Source organism: Amycolatopsis sp. NPDC114484 (assembly GCF_055633755.1).
The window spans coordinates 429,370-448,392 of sequence record NZ_JBVKDQ010000004.1; the positions used below are offsets into that span (position 1 = coordinate 429,370).

Annotated in this window: 21 protein-coding genes; 19 read left to right on the top strand and 2 right to left on the bottom strand. The window is 69.8% G+C overall.

Translation table 11 applies throughout. The features are described from left to right. Positions 1–8: 8 nt before the first annotated feature. Positions 9–1,802 carry an ABC transporter ATP-binding protein gene (locus tag ACZ7SW_RS14405; protein ID WP_470230844.1) on the bottom strand — a complete coding sequence of 598 codons (1,794 nt, stop codon included), beginning with the start codon at positions 1,800–1,802 and terminating at the stop codon, positions 9–11. 209 nt (positions 1,803–2,011) lie between these two features. Here ACZ7SW_RS14405 and ffh point away from each other — a divergent pair, with 209 nt between their 5' ends. The 19 genes from ffh (at position 2,012) to ACZ7SW_RS14500 (ending at position 17,775) form a co-directional block, all read left to right on the top strand. Beyond that, entirely contained in the window at positions 2,012–3,553 is a 1,542-nt protein-coding gene (gene ffh, locus ACZ7SW_RS14410; protein ID WP_470230845.1) for a signal recognition particle protein, read from the top strand. Beyond that, positions 3,550–4,623 carry an amidohydrolase family protein gene (locus ACZ7SW_RS14415; RefSeq protein WP_470230846.1) on the top strand — a complete coding sequence of 358 codons (1,074 nt, stop codon included), beginning with the start codon at positions 3,550–3,552 and terminating at the stop codon, positions 4,621–4,623. Before ffh ends, ACZ7SW_RS14415 begins: the two co-directional genes overlap by 4 nt. A 138-nt stretch (positions 4,624–4,761) precedes the next feature. Beyond that, the gene (locus tag ACZ7SW_RS14420; RefSeq protein ID WP_470230847.1) at positions 4,762–5,484 is read left to right on the top strand and encodes a lysostaphin resistance A-like protein; all 723 of its coding nucleotides are present in this window, start codon (positions 4,762–4,764) and stop codon (positions 5,482–5,484) included. An 88-nt stretch (positions 5,485–5,572) separates the two neighbouring features. Then, positions 5,573–6,364: a lysostaphin resistance A-like protein gene (locus ACZ7SW_RS14425; protein ID WP_470230848.1), complete on the top strand. Its 792-nt coding sequence runs from the start codon at positions 5,573–5,575 to the stop codon at positions 6,362–6,364. A gap of 190 nt (positions 6,365–6,554) precedes the next feature. Beyond that, positions 6,555–7,001, top strand: a complete 447-nt coding sequence (gene rpsP, locus ACZ7SW_RS14430; protein WP_470230849.1) for a 30S ribosomal protein S16 — start codon at positions 6,555–6,557, stop codon at positions 6,999–7,001. After that, positions 6,998–7,237, top strand: coding sequence for an RNA-binding protein (locus ACZ7SW_RS14435; RefSeq protein ID WP_003103110.1), 240 nt, complete (start codon positions 6,998–7,000; stop codon positions 7,235–7,237). Before rpsP ends, ACZ7SW_RS14435 begins: the two co-directional genes overlap by 4 nt. A 25-nt stretch (positions 7,238–7,262) precedes the next feature. Continuing rightward, positions 7,263–7,778 carry a ribosome maturation factor RimM gene (gene rimM, locus ACZ7SW_RS14440; protein ID WP_470230850.1) on the top strand — a complete coding sequence of 172 codons (516 nt, stop codon included), beginning with the start codon at positions 7,263–7,265 and terminating at the stop codon, positions 7,776–7,778. A 10-nt stretch (positions 7,779–7,788) separates the two neighbouring features. Next, positions 7,789–8,496 carry a hypothetical protein gene (locus ACZ7SW_RS14445; RefSeq protein WP_470230851.1) on the top strand — a complete coding sequence of 236 codons (708 nt, stop codon included), beginning with the start codon at positions 7,789–7,791 and terminating at the stop codon, positions 8,494–8,496. A 4-nt stretch (positions 8,497–8,500) separates the two neighbouring features. Next, positions 8,501–9,247: a tRNA (guanosine(37)-N1)-methyltransferase TrmD gene (gene trmD / locus ACZ7SW_RS14450; protein ID WP_470230852.1), complete on the top strand. Its 747-nt coding sequence runs from the start codon at positions 8,501–8,503 to the stop codon at positions 9,245–9,247. 195 nt (positions 9,248–9,442) lie between these two features. Then, the gene (gene rplS / locus ACZ7SW_RS14455; RefSeq protein WP_116205650.1) at positions 9,443–9,811 is read left to right on the top strand and encodes a 50S ribosomal protein L19; all 369 of its coding nucleotides are present in this window, start codon (positions 9,443–9,445) and stop codon (positions 9,809–9,811) included. Positions 9,812–9,842: 31 nt separating this feature from the next. Next, positions 9,843–10,769: a signal peptidase I gene (gene lepB / locus ACZ7SW_RS14460; RefSeq protein WP_470230853.1), complete on the top strand. Its 927-nt coding sequence runs from the start codon at positions 9,843–9,845 to the stop codon at positions 10,767–10,769. A gap of 92 nt (positions 10,770–10,861) precedes the next feature. Then, complete coding sequence (locus ACZ7SW_RS14465) at positions 10,862–11,650, top strand: ribonuclease HII (RefSeq protein WP_470230958.1); 789 nt, start codon at positions 10,862–10,864, stop codon at positions 11,648–11,650. Beyond that, a complete protein-coding gene (locus ACZ7SW_RS14470) occupies positions 11,647–11,970 on the top strand; it encodes a DUF2469 domain-containing protein (RefSeq protein WP_003096226.1) in 324 nt (107 codons plus the stop codon). Before ACZ7SW_RS14465 ends, ACZ7SW_RS14470 begins: the two co-directional genes overlap by 4 nt. Positions 11,971–12,212: 242 nt before the next feature. Further along, positions 12,213–12,593: a YraN family protein gene (locus ACZ7SW_RS14475; RefSeq protein WP_470230959.1), complete on the top strand. Its 381-nt coding sequence runs from the start codon at positions 12,213–12,215 to the stop codon at positions 12,591–12,593. Then, the gene (locus ACZ7SW_RS14480; RefSeq protein WP_470230854.1) at positions 12,593–14,104 is read left to right on the top strand and encodes a YifB family Mg chelatase-like AAA ATPase; all 1,512 of its coding nucleotides are present in this window, start codon (positions 12,593–12,595) and stop codon (positions 14,102–14,104) included. Before ACZ7SW_RS14475 ends, ACZ7SW_RS14480 begins: the two co-directional genes overlap by 1 nt. Before the next feature lie 260 nt (positions 14,105–14,364). Continuing rightward, positions 14,365–14,580 carry a hypothetical protein gene (locus ACZ7SW_RS14485; protein ID WP_470230855.1) on the top strand — a complete coding sequence of 72 codons (216 nt, stop codon included), beginning with the start codon at positions 14,365–14,367 and terminating at the stop codon, positions 14,578–14,580. After that, positions 14,577–15,746 (top strand): DNA-processing protein DprA, encoded by a 1,170-nt coding sequence (gene dprA / locus ACZ7SW_RS14490; RefSeq protein WP_470230856.1) that lies wholly within the window; start codon positions 14,577–14,579, stop codon positions 15,744–15,746. The genes ACZ7SW_RS14485 and dprA overlap by 4 nt, the downstream gene beginning before the upstream one ends. Positions 15,747–15,797: 51 nt before the next feature. Further along, positions 15,798–16,817 (top strand): tyrosine recombinase XerC, encoded by a 1,020-nt coding sequence (locus ACZ7SW_RS14495; protein ID WP_470230857.1) that lies wholly within the window; start codon positions 15,798–15,800, stop codon positions 16,815–16,817. Positions 16,818–16,926: 109 nt separating this feature from the next. Continuing rightward, positions 16,927–17,775: a FliA/WhiG family RNA polymerase sigma factor gene (locus ACZ7SW_RS14500; RefSeq protein WP_470230960.1), complete on the top strand. Its 849-nt coding sequence runs from the start codon at positions 16,927–16,929 to the stop codon at positions 17,773–17,775. A 170-nt stretch (positions 17,776–17,945) separates the two neighbouring features. Here ACZ7SW_RS14500 and ACZ7SW_RS14505 read toward each other — a convergent pair whose 3' ends face one another. Beyond that, on the bottom strand, positions 17,946–18,422 hold the full coding sequence (locus ACZ7SW_RS14505) for a murein hydrolase activator EnvC family protein (RefSeq protein ID WP_470230961.1): 477 nt from the start codon (positions 18,420–18,422) through the stop codon (positions 17,946–17,948). Between the last annotated feature and the right edge of the window lie 601 nt (positions 18,423–19,023).

Below are 19,023 nucleotides of genomic sequence, written 5' to 3' on the forward strand. Positions count from 1 at the left end.
TCGCCAGACTAGGCGGTTTCTCCCCGCACCAACGCGGCATACCGCCCGCCCGACGCGAGCAGCTCCGCGTGCGTCCCCCGTTCGACGACCCTCCCCGCGTCCAGCACCGCGATCTGCTCCGCGTGCTCCACAGTGGACAGCCGATGCGCGATCGCGATCGTCGTGCGCCCGGCGGCGAGCCGGTCCAGTTCCGCCTGCACCGCCCGCTCGGTGCGGTTGTCCAGCGAACTCGTCGCCTCGTCCAGGATCAGCACCGGCGGATTGCGCAACAGGATCCGCGCGATCGCCATCCGCTGCTTCTCCCCGCCGGAAAATCGATACCCGCGTTCGCCGACAACGGTGTCGTACCCCTCGGGCAGCGCGGCCAGCGTGTCGTGGATGTGCGCGGCCTTCGCCGCGTTCTCCAGCTCCTCGTCGGTGGCGTCCGGCTTCGCGAACCGCAGGTTCTCCCGCACCGACGCGTGGAACAGATACGTCTCCTGCGACACCAGCCCAACTCCAGCGGCCAGCGACGCAAGGGTCACGTCCCGGACATCCGTCCCGTCCACGCACACCTTCCCCTCAGTCACCTCGTACAACCGAGCGACCAGATAGGCGAGGGTCGTCTTCCCCGATCCCGTCGATCCGACCAACGCCGTCGTGGTCCCCGCAGGCACATCGAGGTCGATTTCGCGCAACGTCCACGGACCGTCCTCGTCATAGCGGAACGACACCCCGCGCATCGAAACCGCCCCACCACTGAGGACCAGTTCACGCGCGCCCGGCCGGTCGTCGATCTCTACCGGCAGATCGAGCACCTCGAAGATCCGCCCGAACAACGCCTTCGCCGAAGCGACGTTCTGCCCCACCGTCTGCATCGCGGTCGCCGGAGCGAGCAGCCGGTTCAACATGCTGGTGAACGCGACGACGGTGCCCAGCGAGATCGGTGCCGCGCCGCCAGCGAGCTCCAGGCCGGCAGCCCAGTAGACCAGCGCCGGGATGATCGTCAGGCTCATCGACCGCGCCGCCCGCTGCCACCGCCCGGCCAGCGCGGCACTGCGCTCCAGCGCCGCGACCTCGCGCGATTCCTCGGCGAACCGGTCGCGCATCAGCTTCGCGTTGCCCATCGTCTTGGCCAGCAGCACGCCGGTGACCGACAGCGATTCCTCGACGATCGTGGTCAGCCGCGCCATCCGCCGGGTCCGGCCGCGGGCGAGCTTCCGCTGCTTGCCGCCGAGCCGCAGCGTGAACAGCAGGAACAGCGGCACGACGACCAGCGACAACACCGCCAGCTGCCAGTCCATGACCAGGATCGCCACCGCGATCGCGAGCGCGGTGGTGCCGTTCTGCACGATCGACGCGGCGGTCCCGGTCACGACGTTGTCCACGCCGCCGATGTCGTTGAACACCCGCGACAGCACCTCGCCGGTCTTGGTCCGGGTGTAGAAGCCCAGCGACATCCGCTGCAGATGGCTGTACACCGCCACCCGCAGCTCGTTCATCACCCGCTGGCCGATGGTGTTGGACAGCCCGGTGGTCCGCACGCTCAGCGCCCCGGACCCGAGCGCGGCGGCGATCATCCCGGCGGCCAGCAGGCTCACCAGCAGGGCGTCGCGGTGCGGCAGCGCGGCGTCCAGCATCTCCCGCAGCAGGAACGGCGAGGTGACGCCCAGCCCGGCCTGCACGACCAGCAGCGCGCACAGTCCGGCCAGGGCTCGCCGGTGCGGCCGGAAGAGGCCCGCGATGCGGCGGAACGGCACCTGTTCGTCCTCGTCCCCTGCCGGTTCGGCGAGCGTCGGACGCCGGGCAGTAGCTGATGTCATACGCCTATGTTTACTTAATTCCCGGCTCCGGTCGACCAGTTTTCGCGTGGCTGAGCTGTTATCGCTCCGCCAATTAGTACGCGAGGGCGTAGTACCCTTCCCGTACCCGTGAAGGCCGGGTGGCCGGGGCGGCTACCCTCGGAAGATGCCGGGGGTGCCGAGCACCGCCCGGCACGCGAACTTTCGACCCAGCTGGAGCGTGCACCCCCGTGTTCGACACCCTCTCCGATCGGCTCACCTCGGCCCTGCAGTCGCTCTCGCGCAAGGGCCGGCTGTCCGACGCCGACATCGACGCCACCGCGCGCGAGATCCGCATCGCGCTGCTGGAAGCGGACGTCGCGCTCCCGGTGGTCAAGGCGTTCATCGCGAAGATCAAGGACCGGGCGAAGGGAGCCGAGGTCTCCCAGGCGCTGAACCCGGCGCAGCAGGTCGTCAAGATCGTCAACGAGGAGCTCGTCGGCATCCTCGGCGGCGAGACGCGGCGGCTCAACCTGGCCAAGAACCCGCCGTCGGTGATCATGCTCGCCGGCCTCCAGGGCGCCGGTAAGACGACGCTGGCCGGCAAGCTGGCGATGTGGCTGAAGAAGCAGGGCCACGCGCCGATGCTGGTCGCCTGTGACCTCCAGCGGCCGAACGCGGTCACCCAGCTGCAGGTCGTCGGCGAGCGCGCGGGCGTCACCACGTTCGCGCCGGAGCCGGGCAACGGCGTCGGCGACCCGGTCGACGTCGCCCGCCGCGCGATCGAAGAGGCCAAGCACGCGCAGCACGACATCGTCGTGGTCGACACCGCTGGTCGTCTGGGTGTCGACGAAGAGCTGATGAAGCAGGCCGCGGACATCCGCGAGGCCGTGCAGCCGGACGAAGTCCTGTTCGTGGTCGACGCGATGATCGGTCAGGACGCGGTCACCACGGCCGAGGCGTTCCGCGACGGCGTCGGCTTCACCGGCGTGGTGCTCACGAAGCTCGACGGCGACGCCCGCGGTGGCGCCGCGCTGTCCGTCCGCGAGGTCACCGGCCAGCCGATCCTCTTCGCGTCCAACGGCGAGAAGCTCGAGGACTTCGACACGTTCCACCCGGACCGGATGGCCTCGCGCATCCTGGGCATGGGCGACGTGCTGACCCTGATCGAGCAGGCCGAACAGCACTTCGACCAGGAGCAGGCCGAACAGGCCGCGCAGAAGCTCACCAGCGGCCAGCTCACGCTGGAGGACTTCCTCGAGCAGATGCTCGCCGTGCGCAAGATGGGCCCGATCGGCAACCTGCTCGGCATGCTGCCCGGCGCGGGCCAGATGAAAGACCAGCTCGCCGCGGTCGACGACAAGCAGCTCGACCGGCTGCAGGCGATCATCCGCGGCATGACGCCCGCCGAGCGCGCCGACCCGAAGATCATCAACGGCTCGCGCCGCCTGCGCATCGCGAACGGCTCCGGCGTGACCGTCCGCGAGGTCAATGACCTGGTCAACCGCTTCTTCGAGGCGCGCAAGATGATGGCGCAGATGGCCGGCCGGTTCGGCTTCGGCGGCGGAGGCGGCGGAAGCAAGAACCGCAAGGGCAAGAAGGGCAAGAAGGGGAAAAAGGGCCCCACGCAGCCGAGGATGCGCGGCGGGATGCCCGGCGGCATGCCGATGCTTCCCCCCGGCGGCGGCATGCCCGGCGGGATGCCGGACCTGTCCCAGCTCGGCGGCATGAACGACGTGCCAGGCTTCGACCCGTCCAAGTTCAAGCTGCCGAAGGACCCGAAGAACAATTGAGCCCGCTGCACCTGTCCGGCACCGTCCTGCCCGACGGCGAACCGCGTGACCTCTGGATCCAGGACGGAAAGCTGTCGTTCGAGCCGGTTCCCGGCGCGGAAACGCTGTCCACCGGCGGATTCGTGGTCCCGGGGCTCGTCGACGCGCACTGCCATCCGGGCCTCGGCCCGCGCGGCGGACTGTCGGTGGAGGAGGCGGCGGACCAGGCCGCGACCGACCGCGACGCGGGCACCCTGCTGATCCGCGACTGCGGCCTGCCGCTCGACGTCCGGCCGCTGCAATCGCGCGCGGACCTGCCCACGATCATCCGCTGCGGACGGCATCTGGCGCTGCCCAAGCGGTACATCCCCGGGTTCGCGATCGAGCTGGACGACCCGGCGCTGCTGCCCGAGGCCGTCGCCGAACAGGCCCGCGACGGCGACGGCTGGGTCAAGCTCGTCGGCGACTGGATCGACCGCGGCCAAGGCGACCTCGCGCCGCTGTGGCCGGACGACGTGCTCGCCGAAGCCATCCGCGTCGCGCATGACCTCGGCGCGCGCGTCACCGCGCACGTGTTCGGCGAAGCGGCGTTGCCGGGCCTGATCGGTGCGGGCATCGACTGTCTCGAACACGGCACGGCGCTGTCGCCAGACCAGCTAGCCGAACTCGCGCGCCGCGACGTCGCGTTGGTGCCCACGCTCATCAACATCGAGAACTTCCCGGGCATCGCGGACAAGGCGGGCAAGTACCCGACGTACGCGGCACACATGCGCGCGCTGCACGCCGGCGTTGGCGAGATGGTGTCCTCGGCGGTTGAAGCGGGCGTACGCGTCTTCGCGGGCACGGATGCGGGCGGCATGGTCGCGCACGGCCGTATCGCCGACGAGGTCGAAGCGCTGCACCGCGCGGGGATGTCGCGTACGCAAGCGCTCGCGAGCGCGTCCTGGGAAGCACGCGAATGGCTCGGCCACCCCGGCATCGAGCACGGCGCCCCGGCCGACCTGATCGTTTACGCCGACGACCCGCGCGCCGACCTCGCCGCCCTGCACCACCCGACCCACATCGTCTTGGGCGGCACGGTCTTCCACTGACCCCCGCCTCGATCCACCCCAAAGGTCCGTGAGGGGAACCCTGAGGGAATCAGATTCCGTCAGGGCTCCCCTCACGGACAACGGATCGAGGCGACCCCCGCCTCGATCCGCCACAGCACAGCCACATAGCGTGAACCCGTGGCCGAAGACGGTGGGGGAAAGCGAATTCTGGGCGCCCATTGGGCCTTCGCCGCGTTCTTCTTCGGAGTCGCCGGCTACTACCTCGTCACCCTCCTCACCGCGGCCGCGTTCAACCGCCACGTCGGCGACGACGACCCGGTCGAGGCGTACGCGGGACCGTTGCTGCTGCTGGCCTTCCTGCCGAACCTGGTCCTCGGCCTCGGCCCGGCGATCGCCTCCCTGCGCTACGGATCCGGCCTCGAACGCGACTTCGGGCTCCGCACCCGGGGCCGCGACCTCCGCATCGGCCTCGCCTTCGGACTGCTCGCCCTCGTCGTCGGCTTCGTGCTGAACGCCGCCGAAATCGCCGTCTTCGGCGGCGACGAGGTGTCCGACAGCCCGCTCACCGACCTGCCCGACGTGTCCGGCGGGAGCCCGGTCTGGCTCGTCACGACCGCGCTCGTGCTGGTGATCGCCGTTCCGCTCACCGAGGAACTGCTTCTGCGCGGGGCGCTGTGGAACGCCTTGGCGCACTACAAGATCCCGCCGTGGGTGGTGCTCGTGCTCACCTCGATGGTGTTCGCGCTGCTGCACGGCGAGACCACGCGCACGATCGCGCTGTTCGGCCAGGGCCTCGTCCTCGGGCTGGCGCGGCACTATTCCGGCCGGACCTCGGCGAGCGTGCTCGCGCACGCGGCGAACAACCTGCCGCCCGCCTTCCTGCTCTTCACCGGACATTGAGGAAAACCAGTGACCGGTCGAGTACTGTGCGAAACCATTTCGGCCGCTAGGCTCGACCGGTGAGCAGAGCGAGCACGGGGAGGCGGGCGTGACCACATCACAGCCCCGTGAACCCCTCTCCAGTGCGCTCTCCCCGGAGGACTTCGTGGCCGAACCGACCGCGTTCCCGGCGCACCGCTGGGGATTCGGGGCGTTCCTGCTGGTCGAGGCTGTTTTGCTGGCGTCGGCCGCGTTCATCGGCGCGCTCGCCGGGCCCACGGCCCCGGGCAGGCCGCTGCCGATCAGCACAGTGCTGCTCGGCACGATGCTGCCCACCATGATCGCCGCCGGCGCCGCGGTGCTGATCACCGTCGTCCGCGGCAACGGCCCGAAGCTCGACCTGCGGCTGCAGTGGCGCTGGGCGGACGTCTGGACCGGGCTCAAATTCGGCATGCTCGGCCTCGTGCTCACCTCGCTGAGCGCCTACGTGTGGACCGAGCTGGTCGGCACGGCGGACGCGACGTCGGCGATCAGCGCGCTGGTCGACGACCGCAAGATGTCCGTGCCCGCCGCCGCGGTGATGTTCGGCTACCTGTGGCTGCTCGGGCCGATCTGCGAGGAGATCATCTACCGCGGCCTGCTCTGGGGCGCGGTCGAACGGCTGCAGTGGCGCAGCGAGCGGTGGGGGCGTTTCGCCGCGTTCCTGCTGTCCACCGCGGTGTTCGCGGCCAGCCACCTGGAACCGCTGCGCACCACGCTGCTGCTGGTGATCTCCATCCCGATCGGGCTGGCCCGGCTGTCCACCGGACGGCTGGCGGGCAGCATCGTCGCGCACGCGGTCAACAACTTCCTGCCCGCGGTCGCGATCCTGCTCGGCGCGCTGGGGCTCGCGTCGTTCTGACGCTGGTCGCGCACGCGTAACCGGGGCCTTGTGCGGGCGCGGGGACGGGCGTCTGGCAGAATGTTTGCTTGCCCGCTTCCGCCGGACCCTCTCGCCGTGTGGAAGCTCCTGACCTCCGGGCGCCGCAGGCCTGTCCCCACGGGTTCCGCGCGCGCCCCGCACCACACAGCACTGAGGAGTACCCACACCCGTGGCCGTCAAGATCAAGCTGCAGCGCCTCGGCAAGATCCGTGCGCCGTACTACCGCATCATCATCGCCGACGCGCGCACCCGCCGGGACGGCAAGGCCATCGAGACGATCGGCAAGTACCACCCGAAGGAAGAGCCGAGCTTCATCGAGGTCGACACCGAGCGGGCGCAGTACTGGCTGGGCGTCGGCGCGCAGCCGACCGAGCCGGTCCAGCGCATCCTCGAGATCACCGGCGACTGGCAGAAGTTCAAGGGCCTGCCGGGCGCCGAGGGCACCCTGAAGGTGGCCGAGCCGAAGCCGTCCAAGCAGGACCTGTTCAACGCGGCGCTGGCCGCGGCGGGCGAGGAGCCCTCCACCGAGGCCACCACGCCGAAGAAGAAGTCGGCCCCGAAGAAGGCCGACAAGGCAGAAGCTGGCGAGTCGGCCGAGGGCGAGAAGTCCGAGTGAGCTTCCTCGCCGACTCCCTCGAGCACCTGGTGCGCGGGATCGTCGACAACCCGGACGAGGTCCGGGTCGAGCTGCTGACCACGCGTCGTGGCCGCACGCTCGAGGTGCACGTCCACCCCGACGATCTCGGCAAGGTGATCGGCCGGGGCGGGCGCACCGCGACCGCTCTGCGCACCGTGATGGGCGGCATCGGCGGCCGCGGCGTCCGCGTGGACGTCGTCGACACCGATCGCTGACCCGGATTCTCGGAAACGGTCAGGTATGGACGTCGTAGTCGGCCGCATCGCGAAAGCGCACGGCATCCGCGGCGAGCTCGCGGTCGACGTGCGCACGGATTCGCCGCAGCAGCGGTTCGCGATCGGTGCGGTCGTCACGACGAAGCTGCGCGACGGCAGCACGAGAGAACTCACCATCGCAGCCGCCCGCGAACACAGCGGGCGGCTGCTGGTGCGTTTCGAGCAGGTGCTCACCCGCGATATCGCGGAAACCCTGCGCGGAGCCCTGCTGCTGGCGGACACGGACACGCTGCCGCCCACCGGCGACCCGGACGAGTTCTACGACCACGAGCTGGCCGGCCTGCGCGCCGAACTGCTCGACGGGACCGTCGCGGGCAAGGTCGTCGAAGTGGTCCACTCGCCGGCCGGGGAACTGCTCGAACTCGATCACGACGGACGCTCGGTGTTGGTACCTTTCGTCCGCGCCATCGTTCCGGTGGTGGATGTCGCGGGGGGCCGGGTCGTGCTCGATCCGCCCGAAGGCCTCCTCGACGCTGACTGAGGGGGAGTTCGTGAAGTTCTGGACGAAGGCCGTCTTCGCGGCCGTTTTGGCCACCGCTTTCGCCGCGCCGCCCGCGCAGGCCGCTTCGCCGGTGTACGGCGACTTTTCGCTGATGTTCCAGCGCAGCGCCGGCCAGTACGCCCCGCCGGGGGAGAAGGCTTTCCAGTGGGCGTGGTCGCCGCAGTCGGCCACCGAATCGCAGATCACCTGGGGCGACCCGGTCACGTGGCCGCCGGCGACCGCTGAGCACTTCGTCCGCTCGGGCGACTGGGTGCTGCTCGACGGCTGGGACGGCAACGGCACGTACTACTCGGAGCGGGTCACCGAAGAGTCCGCGTGCAACGGTGCCACTTGCACGCCGATCCCGTCCGACGGCGGCCGCCAGCACTACGTGCGCTGGACCGTGCCGTCCACCGACTACCGGCTCATCGCGCGCGGCACGATCACCGAGAAGAGCTCGGGCAAGGTCGTCCACTTCGAGCATCTGCAGACCTGGGGCGCGCCCGCTCCGTGCTCGAACGCCCGCTTCGGGGCGCGCACCTGCGTCACGCAGACCGAGACGTGGTCGGACGACAACGGCCTGCCCGCCGGGTCGCCGATCCGCAAGACCCTGCACCGCAGCATCAAGATCGCGAAGGGGCTCGGCATGGCCTTCGCGATCGACCAGGACGTCCCGAGCCCGTGGCACGCCCAGGCCACCGAGTACTGGAACTGGTAACCGCTTGCGCATCGACGTCGTCACCATTTTCCCCGAGTATCTCGACCCGCTGCGCGCCGCGCTGCTGGGCCGGGCGATCGACCGCGGTCTCATCGAGGTCGGCGTGCACGACCTGCGCGACTGGACCCACGACGTGCACCGCGCGGTCGACGACGCGCCGTACGGCGGCGGTCCCGGCATGGTCATGAAGCCGCAGATCTGGGGCCCGGCACTGGACGACGTGTGCGGCGAGGGGACCCGGCTCGTGGTCCCCACTCCCGCGGGCAAGCCGTTCACCCAGGAGCTGGCGCATTCCTACGCCGAGGAAAAGCACCTGGTGTTCGCCTGCGGCCGGTACGAGGGCATCGACCAGCGGGTCGTGGACGACGCGGCCCGCCGGATGCCGGTCGACGAGGTCTCGATCGGCGATTACGTGCTGGTCGGCGGCGAGGCCGCGGTGCTGGTGATCGTGGAGGCTGTGGTCCGGCTGCTGCCGGGCGTGCTCGGCAACGCGCGGTCGGCGGCCGAGGACTCGTTCTCCGACGGCCTGCTCGAAGGCCCCAGCTACACCCGCCCGGAGGTGTGGCGCGACCTGGCGGTGCCGGACGTGCTGCGCTCGGGCAACCACGCGCTCATCGACCGGTGGCGGCGCGACCAGGCGCTCGAACGCACCGCGCGGCGGCGGCCGGATTTGCTGGCCCAGCTGCCGGAGGGCAGCCTGGACGAGCGGGACCGCGAGGTGCTCGACGGGCTGGACGACCAGCCCGGATAGGCCCCGTGCGAGGTCCCCGGGGGCCTCTGCCATAATGGATTGGTTGGCGTGACGCGTGGTGCTTTACAAACGCTCACAGCGGCTGCCAAGCCGCGACGCCGACCGTGAATGCCATCAGCCCCGGGCTAGTCGCAGTGAACTCCACTGCGCGCTCAAGCTGTACGTAAGCCACACGAATACGAGGACGGACCACCGATGAACACCCTGGACGCGCTGGACGCGCAGTCACTGCGTTCCGACATCCCGGCCTTCCGCCCCGGCGACACGCTCAAGGTGCACGTCCGCGTCATCGAGGGCAACCGCGAGCGCAACCAGGTCTTCCAGGGCGTCGTGATCCGCCGGCACGGCGGCGGCGTCCGGGAGACCTTCACCGTCCGCAAGGTCTCGTTCGGCGTCGGCGTCGAGCGCACCTTCCCGGTGCACTCGCCGAACGTGGCCGAGATCGAGGTCTTCAAGCGCGGCGACGTGCGCCGGGCGAAGCTGTACTACCTGCGCGAGCTGCGCGGCAAGAAGGCGAAGATCAAGGAGCGCCGCGAGAACCGCGAGACCGCCTCTGCCCGCTGAGCGGCGAGTCGGTTACCGGTAGCCTGGCGACGTGGTCGAACCTGTGTCGCGGAACGCCGATGAGGACGGCCCCGAACGCCCGGAAGAGGACCAGGAACGGTCCGGCGGGCGTCGGGGGTCGCACCGGCGAGGCAAGTCCTCGAAAAAGCGGTCGTTCTGGAAGGAACTGCCGATCCTGATCGTGATCGCCCTGGTGCTCACGATCGTGATCCAGGCGTTCCTGGCCAAGGTCTACATGATCCCCTCGGGGTCGATGGAGTCCACGCTGCACGGCTGTCCCAGCTGCACCGGCGACCGGATCCTGGTCGACCGCGTCACCTATGACTTCACCGACCCCTCCCCAGGGGACGTGATCGTGTTCAAGGGCCCGCCCGCGTGGACCGAGAACGAGATCGCGCCGCAGGAGTCGAGCAACTTCGTCGTGCGCGCGCTGCGCGGCCTCGGATCGCTGGTCGGCTTCGCGCCGCCGGACGAGCGGGACTTCGTCAAGCGCGTCATCGCCACCGGCGGCCAGACCGTCCAGTGCTGCGACGACCGCAACCGGGTGATAGTCGACGGCAAGGCCCTCGACGAGCCCTACATCCACTGGGAAGACGAGCATCACCGCGTGCAGGAGTCGTTCGCCCCGGTGAAGGTCCCGCAGGGCGCGCTCTGGGTGATGGGCGACAACCGCAACAACTCCGCCGACTCGCGCTACCAGGGCGGCGGCGGACCCAACGGTGCTGTTCCGGTCGACGACGTCATCGGCAAGGCCCGCGTCATCGTGCTGCCGCCGGGTCGCTGGGGCGGCATCTCGGACCACAATCCGCAGGAGAACGCGCAGCCGGTCGCGCTCGGCGCGCCCGCGTGGCAGCAAGGGCTGCCGCTCGGCATCGGCTTCGCCACCGCGGTGCCGACGCTCTTCGTCGGACGCCGGTTGAAGGCAGGCCTCCGCAAGGCGGCCGGCCGGAGACGGTAAGCGGTGCGCTCCGTCCGCGACTTCCGGGTGGTGCTTCGGTGACTCTCCCTTCTCCCCGCACTCCGGCCGAACCGCTGCGCCCGCCGCGCGCGGTGGTGCGCGGCGAGCTGTTCTGGGGTCTGCAAGGCGCTCTCGAACGGCGTGGCCTCGGCCCGGTCGCCGGCGTGGACGAAGCTGGCGCCGGAGCCTGCGCGGGCCCGCTCGTGGTGGCTTCCTGCGTGCTCCGTCCGGGCGACGGTGCGCGATTGCCCGAGCTGACCGATTCGAAGATGCTCACCGCGAAGGCCCGGGACCGGGTTTACGACCGGGTCCTGCAACGCGCCCTCGACTACTCGGTGATCGTCATCCCGTCCGAGCAGGTGGACCTGCTCGGCATCCGGGTGATGAACCTGGAAGGCATGCGCCGCGCCGTCGCCGGCCTGCGCACCCATCCCGGGTACGTCCTCACCGACGGTTTCCCGGTTCCCGGCATCCCCGCGCCGAATGTCGCGGTGATCAAGGGAGACCGCAGCGTCGCGAGCATCGCGGCGGCGTCGGTACTGGCGAAGGTGACGAGGGACCGGATCATGGCCGGCCTGCACGAAGAGTTGCCGGCGTACGGCTTCGACGTGCACAAGGGCTACAGCACCTCGGACCATCTGGCTGCGCTGAGTGAGCACGGCCCGAGCCCGGTGCACCGCTGGTCCTACACGAATGTCGCCACCGTCGCCCTCGCACATGGAGTCACTGCCCCGCATCCGGTCGTGCTCACCTACGCTGCACTGGAGAACGCCCTGGAAAAAGCGGGCGGGCCGGTCCGTGCCCCGGGCCGCTCGGTGGGTAAGAATGAACGCTCCGCCGCCGGAGCAGGACGAACGCGAGGAGGGGCGCGGATTTCATGAGCGCAGAGGATCTCGAGAAGTACGAGACCGAGATGGAGCTCTCGCTGTACCGCGAGTATCGCGACATAGTGGGCCAGTTCTCGTACGTGGTGGAGACCGAGCGGCGGTTCTATCTGGCCAACGCGGTGGACGTGCAGGTGCGCGACGGCGGCGGCGAGGTGTACTTCGAGGTGCGCATGTCGGACGCCTGGGTGTGGGACATGTACCGCCCCGCCCGGTTCGTGAAGCACGTCCGGGTCATCACCTTCAAGGACGTCAACGTCGAGGAACTCGACAAACCCGACCTGCGGCTCCCCGAGGACGGCCCGTTCTCGGGCTGACCCCGGTTTCTCGCCACGAGGCCACCCGGCACCGCCCGGGTGGCCTTCGTCGTCTCTGCCCTCCTCTGCACACCTCCCCGACAATTCGGCCGGTCTCCTCGCCCTCCGGCCGGCTTTGATCCACAACCCCCGGGTTATCCACAGCTGCCTCGAATCCCCCTGGCGCTGGGATCGATCACGTTGCGATGGTGAAAGCACACGCACCGTGATCGGCGGTGCTCACGCTGTCCGAGGGGGACACCATGAACGACGGCCCGCACCCCGGCGCGCACTGGCGCCGGACGTTCGGCCGCTGGGGCGAGGACCTCGCCGCCCGGCATCTGCAGGCCGCCGGGATGGTCCTGCTCAGCCGGAACTGGCATTGCCGGGAAGGCGAACTGGACCTGGTCCTGTCCGAAGGCGACCGGGTGATCTTCTGCGAGGTCAAAACCCGCTCCAGCACCGAATACGGCACTCCGGCCGAGTCGGTGACTCCGGAGAAGATCGACCGCGTCCACCGAGCCGCCATGCGCTGGCTCAAGGAGCATCGAGTCGGCTGGTGCCGCGTTCGGTACGACGTAGTGACCGTCTACGCCCCGGCTGGCGCGGAGCCGGTCGTGCGGCATTTGGTGGGAGCTTTCTGATGCCCCACGCCAAAACCTGGTCCGTCGCGTTGCTCGGCATAGAAGGCCGAGTAGTGGAAATCGAAGCCGACCTAGGCGGCGGCCTGAGCCGGGTCACCCTGGTAGGCCTGCCCGACGCCGGCCTGCGCGAGGCGAAAGACCGAGTCCGCTCCGCCGTTCGCAACTCCGGCCAGTCCTGGCCCGACGGCAAAATCACGCTGGCCCTGTCTCCCGCCAACCTGCCCAAAATGGGCTCCGGCTACGACCTGGGCATCGCCGCAGCGGTCTTGGCCGCCATCGGCGCCGTCCCCGCCAGAAAACTCCTGCACACCATCCTCCTGGGAGAACTGGCCCTGGACGGCAGAATCCGCCCAGTACGAGGCGTCCTCCCCGGTCTGTTAGCTGCCAAAGCCGCCGGCCACGAACGCGCGGTAGTACCCACGGAATCCCTGGTAGAAGCCGCCCTGGTAGACGGCCTGGAAGTCTCCGGCGTAACCCGCCTGGCCGAACTGATCGCCTGGCTGAAAGACGAAGGCGACCTGGAATCACCCGCCGCGCCGGTTGCCGCCGCCCCCGCGGCAGCCCCCGACCTAGCCGACGTAGTAGGCCAACCAGAAGCCCGCTGGGCCCTGGAAGTCGCCGCGGCGGGCGGACACCACCTCCTGCTCACCGGCCCGCCTGGGGTCGGCAAAAGCATGCTGGCCAGACGCCTCCCCGGTCTGCTGCCAGATCTGTCCCCGGACGAGTCCCTGGAAGTAACCGCCATCCACTCGGTAGACGGCTCCCTGTCGAAGTCGTCGCCCCTGGTCACCATCCCGCCCTTCGTCGCACCACACCACTCGATCAGCCCACCCGCCCTCATCGGCGGCGGCACCGGCCTGGCCGCCCCCGGCGCCATCAGCCGAGCCCACCGAGGCGTGCTTTTCCTGGACGAGGCCTGCGAATTCGGCAACCAACGCCTCGACTCGCTCCGCACCGTCCTGGAAGAAGGCGAAGTCCGCATCGCCCGCGCAAAAGGCGTCGTCCGCTATCCCGCCCAATTCCAGCTAGTCCTGGCCACCAACCCCTGCCCCTGCGCCCCGCCCCGCGAAACCGACTGCACCTGCTCATCCACCACCCGCCGCCGCTACCTGTCGCGCCTATCCGGCCCCCTCCTGGACCGAGTGGACCTCCGCGTCCGCCTACGTCCCCTCACCGCGATCTCCGCCCACCAATCGACCACCCCAGAACCGTCTTCGGCAGTCCGAGCCCGAGTGCTAGCCGCCCGAGACCGAGCGAAACACCGCTGGCACGAACACGGCTGGCAATCCAATACGGAGGTGCCAGGCCCTGCCCTGCGCCGAGATTTCGCCCTGCCCCCACCCGCCACCGCGGTCCTGGACAGAGCCCTGGACCGAGGCCTCCTGACCGCGAGAGGAGCCGACCGATGCCTGCGTATCGCCTGGACTTTGGCCGACCTGGCCGCCCTGCCCCAACCCGACACCGACCACGTCACCGCGGCGCTGGACTTCCGAGAACGCAAAACCGGCTAGCCCCGGTGCCAGCTCGCTCGTCCGAACCGGCAGGGATTCCGGACCGCGGCAGTCATCAGTTCGCCAGGACCGCAGTAAATGGCACTGGTGCCGACCGACTCCTGACTTCGTAAACGGCCCCGTTTCGGCTGCCTCCCGTGCATCCGGACCATGACGCACAGTCCTTCGCCGGACTGGTGTTCCTCGCCTGATCCCGGCCAGTTGTCCCACCCCGGACAGGCAAACCCGCCCGTCCGAACCTGCAACGAAAGGAACCACCCATGTCCCACCGAGCCATCCCGTCCTCCTCCCCGCGCACCCGCCACCGCAGGCCGAAGACGCCGCAGCACAAGATCGTCCGGCATTTGCATCCGGTCCGGCGCCGGGAAGTCCGCCCCGAACACGACCCCGTCCGCGTCCGGGAACGGTTGGCGCTGCACCGGCATCTCGCCGTCGTCCGCTCCGAAAACCCCGGTTGCCGAAGAGGTGCGGCGTGAGCGTCGCCGTCGAGGATCAGACCGCGGCGACCGACTCCGAACGGCTCGCCCGCGCGTATCTGCTGGGCGTTGCCGAACCACCGGCACCCCACCTGCTGGAGTTCGTCGGCGAGCACGGCCCGGTCGTGGCTGCCGAGCGGGTCCAGGCCGGTGACTGTCCCGACCGGGTTCTCCGCGAAACGGCCGCGCGGCGGGAATCCACCATCGCGGAACAAGATCTTGAGGAGGCGGCCAAAGTCGGTGCCCGGCTCGTGGTTCCCGAAGACCACGAATGGCCGGCATGGCCACTGCTCTCGCTAGCAGTAGCGACCGGCAATGGCGTGAAGAACGTAGCCGCGCCGCTCGGCCTGTGGGTCCGCGGCAGCGCGAGCCTGGCCGAAGCCGCTGATCGCGCGGTGGCGGTCGTCGGCGCTCGGCTGGCCACGGACTACGGCGTGCACAACGCACTCGAGATCGGCCACGCATTGGCAACCCGACAAGTACCGGTCTTCTCCGGTGCGGCGCTGGGCATCGACGCCGCCGCCCACCGCGGCGCGCTCAGCGGCGGCGGGGTCACGGTCGCGTTGCTCGGCTGCGCAGTCGACTATTCCTATCCTGCGGGGAACGTCGACTTGTTGAACCGCATCGCCGACGGCGGCGCGCTTGTCAGCGAGTACGCGCCGAAGACTCCGCCCGCGCGCCATCGATTTCTGGTGCGCAACCGTCTTATCGCAGGTCTAACTGACGGCACAGTCGTTGTGGAGGCCGGAATCCGCAGCGGTGCACGCAATACCGCCACCATCGCGGGCGCGCTCGGCAAGGTCGTGATGGCGTTGCCGGGATCAGTGCATTCGGGCAGTTCAGCCGGTTGCCACGCACTGATCCGGGACTGCAAGGCCACGTTGGTCACCTCGGTCGACGAGGTGCTCGAAACCGTGGGCCGGTTTGGCACGGCGGCTCCTGCGACCGAGTCGAGCCGACGGCCCACCGACAATCTCGGTCCGGAAGCGTCGCGGGTTTACGACGCGCTGCTTCCGCGAGCCGGCCGGGCTCCGGAGGAGGTCGCGGAAAGCGCTGGAGTGCCTGTTTCCCGAGTTCGCGCCTTGTTGCCGGCACTGGAAATCGACGGCTTCGCGATGCGCGGCGACACCGGTTGGCGGCAGATCGTCCGAACGGCCAACCGATGATGGGCGTGGCGATGCTTGACCAATGGCGATGGTTCGCGCAGCGTAATCGTCATGCCGTCAGCGAGTGCACGCAAGGACGCGGTCCCGCGTCCGGGTGGACACCGGAAACGCCCGCCACGACCCGATCTTCGTGCTCTTCGCGCCGAATTACCGGAGTCGGCCGAGTCGGTGGTGGCCGGTTACGAACGGCATCTGTCGCTGGAGCGTGGGCTCTCGCCGCACACCGTGCGCGCGTACGTCGGAGACGTCGTTTCGCTGTTGGCGTTCGTGACCGTGGGGGAGGGCGACCGTCCCGCGCGGCGCTTTGAGGACTTGGACGTCACGCAGCTGCGCGCGTGGCTCGCGGGGCAGCGCTCGGACGGTGCCGGACGCACTACCCTCGCGCGCCGCGCCGCGGCAGCTCGTACGTTTACCGCTTGGGCGCACCGCACCGGTTTGCTGAAATCGGACCCAGGCGGTCGGCTGGCCGCGCCGCGCGCGCACCGGACCCTGCCCGGCGTGCTCCGCGCCGAACAGGCCGACGCGCTCATGGATGCCTCCGCGAAAGGGGCAGCCGAACGGGATCCGGTCGCTCTGCGTGACCGCGCATTGGTCGAGTTGTTGTACGCAACCGGCATTCGGGTGTCGGAGTTGTGCGGACTGGACGTCGGCAGCGTGGACTTTCCCCGCCGCGTGGTTTCGGTGGTGGGCAAGGGAGACAAGGAGCGGACAGTTCCGTTCGGCGTCCCGGCGGCCGAGGCGCTGACCGCGTGGCTGGAGGACGGACGGCCTGCGCTGGCTGGGGAAACGCCGGGGCCGGCGCTTTTCCTGGGCGTTCGCGGCAAGCGCCTGGACCCGCGCGCGGCGCGCCGGGTGGTGCACGAGGCGGTGGCCGCGGTGCCGGGCGCAACGGACATGGGGCCGCACGGGCTAAGGCATTCCGCCGCTACGCATCTGCTCGAAGGAGGTGCCGATCTCAGGAGCGTTCAGGAACTGCTTGGTCACGCTACGCTGGCCACGACCCAGCTCTACACTCATGTGACCGTCGATCGGCTGAAGGCGATCCATGACCGAGCACACCCGCGGGCCTGAAGAGGCCGGCGGTGGCTCGGCCGGGGACGGCAGGGCCGAACCGTCGGCGCACGCGCATCCGCACGAGCACGGAGACCACACTGAGCAGCACGCCGAGAACGACCGTGCGATGACTTCCACGTCGCAGGTCACGGAAGCCGGGACGGAACGCCCCGGTGTGCAGGACGCCGTCACTGGGGACGGTCGTCCTGGTCAGGACGTCGACGCGGGGATTCAGGCGCTGTGGCAGCAGTTCGCCGACAAACCGGACCAGACGTCGCGCGACCGGCTCGTGCTGCACTACGCGCCGCTGGTGAAGTACGTCGCGGGCCGGGTCGGCACCGGTCTGCCGACGCATGTAGACGTCGGCGACCTCGTGCAGTCGGGCATATTCGGGTTGGTCGACGCGATCGAGAAGTTCGACCCGGAACGCGGCCTGCGCTTCGAGACGTACGCGATGCAACGCATCCGCGGCGCCATCCTGGACGACCTGCGTTCCCAGGACTGGGTCCCGCGCGCGGTGCGCAGCAAGGCAAAGGAAACCGCCCGCGCCCTGGAACGCCTCGGCGCCCGCCTGCACCGAACCCCGACCGACGCCGAACTCGCCGGCGAGATGGGCATCAGCCTCGACGACCTGCGCGATTTCTACGGTCAGCTCCGCCTGACCAGCGTGGTGGCCCTAGAAGATCTCGTCGCCGCGGGCAAAGACGCCGGCTCGCTGGTCGACACCCTCCCCGACGACGGCGCGGTGGACCCGGTGGCCGTCCTGGTGGACCAGGACAACCGCCGCCAGCTGGCGGAAGCCATCGCGCAGCTCACCGACCGGGACAAGATCGTGGTCAGCCTCTACTACTTCGAAAGCCTGACGCTGGCGGAAATCGGCAAGGTCCTCGGCGTCACGGAGTCCCGGGTGAGCCAGCTCCACACCCGCGCGGTGATGCGGCTGCGCGCCAAGCTGATGGAGCAGCCCAGCGGCTGACCCCTGGCCCGCGGATGATCAGCCGGGCGATGACGGCCTGGCTGGCCGCGGATCGGCCAGGCGCGGGATCTGCTCGGCTGCGAGTGGCCACGGTCGGTGCGGTGAACCACCTCGTTTCTGTGGCCGGATTGCGATCGCTCAATCCCGGACGGTGCGGGATCGACGTGGTGTCACGGGCCTTCTGCCCAGGGTTTGAGGCGGACTCGGCTCGGGTCGCCGACCAAGGCGAGCGGGTCGATGTACTCCGTGCCGCGGCGGGCGCCCCAGTGCAGGCAGGCTGCGGTCGGGCAGCCGGGGTGGCCTGGCGTCGCGGTTCCCAAGGGCTGGCCGCGGTAGATCTGGTCTCCGGAGGCGACTGTCGGGGTGATGGGGAGGTACGTCGTGTGCAGGCCGCCGTCGTGGTCTACCGCGACTACTCCCTGGCCTGCTACTTGACCGGCGAAGACCACGACACCCATGTCCGCGGCCAATACCTGTTGTCCGGCGGCGGCTTCCAGGTCTACGCCTCGGTGGCCGGGGCCGAACGGGGTCGCGGGCGGTTCGAAGTTGCGGGTGACGTGGGGGCGGGGCGTCAGGGGCCAGGCCAAGCGGCCGGGTTGTTCTGGGGTGGGCTGGAGGGACTGGGCGTCGGCTCGGGAGTTGAGCAGGGCTGCTGAGCCTGCGGACAAGGTCAAGACTGTCGCCAAGATCAGCCACGTACGGGTGGTGTTTCTGCGGCTGCGCAGGCCGAAAAGCGGGACTTCGCCGCCCGCTCCGGCCAGGCGCAGCGGTGGGTGGCCCCAGCTGAAATCGCAGGGCAGGGAGATTCGGATACTCGGTAAGAGGGTCGCTGTCGTTCGGGGGCGGGGTGGGCGGAGGAGCCTTCGGGAGGCGAAGAGGGCGTAGCGGGTGACTGCGCTTGCGGCGGACGTCGCGCGGGTCCAGGTGCGGCGGAGTGCGGTGCGGATTCTGGGCGGTCTGGTGGGTGTTCGGCGGTGGCGGCCGCTGCGGGGGAGTGCCGCAGGGCGCGTTTCGGCAGGGGCCGGGGCCGGGACGTCTGGGCTCAGCAGGGCGGTGGCTGCGGGTGGGTGCTGGGCGAGCAGGGCGGTGGTTGCCAGAACTACCGGGTGAGGCATCTCCGCCGATCCCGATCTCGACCGAGCTCCTGCTGAACCCGGCTCCGCCGAACTCGGCCCTGCTGAACCCGGCCCTGCCGACCCCGGTCCCGCCGATGGCGGGGGCGCCGATAGCGGGGACGGCGTCGTCGGC

Coding starts and splice junctions, on each gene's coding strand:
- ACZ7SW_RS14470 (WP_003096226.1), top strand. CDS start 11,647: ATGAGCGCAGAGGATCTCGAGAAGTACGAGACCGAGATGGAGCTCTCG.
- rimM (WP_470230850.1), top strand. CDS start 7,263: ATGGACGTCGTAGTCGGCCGCATCGCGAAAGCGCACGGCATCCGCGGC.
- ACZ7SW_RS14500 (WP_470230960.1), top strand. CDS start 16,927: ATGACTTCCACGTCGCAGGTCACGGAAGCCGGGACGGAACGCCCCGGT.
- ACZ7SW_RS14495 (WP_470230857.1), top strand. CDS start 15,798: ATGCCGTCAGCGAGTGCACGCAAGGACGCGGTCCCGCGTCCGGGTGGA.
- ACZ7SW_RS14475 (WP_470230959.1), top strand. CDS start 12,213: ATGAACGACGGCCCGCACCCCGGCGCGCACTGGCGCCGGACGTTCGGC.
- ACZ7SW_RS14485 (WP_470230855.1), top strand. CDS start 14,365: ATGTCCCACCGAGCCATCCCGTCCTCCTCCCCGCGCACCCGCCACCGC.
- ACZ7SW_RS14405 (WP_470230844.1), bottom strand. CDS start 1,802: ATGACATCAGCTACTGCCCGGCGTCCGACGCTCGCCGAACCGGCAGGG.
- rplS (WP_116205650.1), top strand. CDS start 9,443: ATGAACACCCTGGACGCGCTGGACGCGCAGTCACTGCGTTCCGACATC.
- ACZ7SW_RS14480 (WP_470230854.1), top strand. CDS start 12,593: ATGCCCCACGCCAAAACCTGGTCCGTCGCGTTGCTCGGCATAGAAGGC.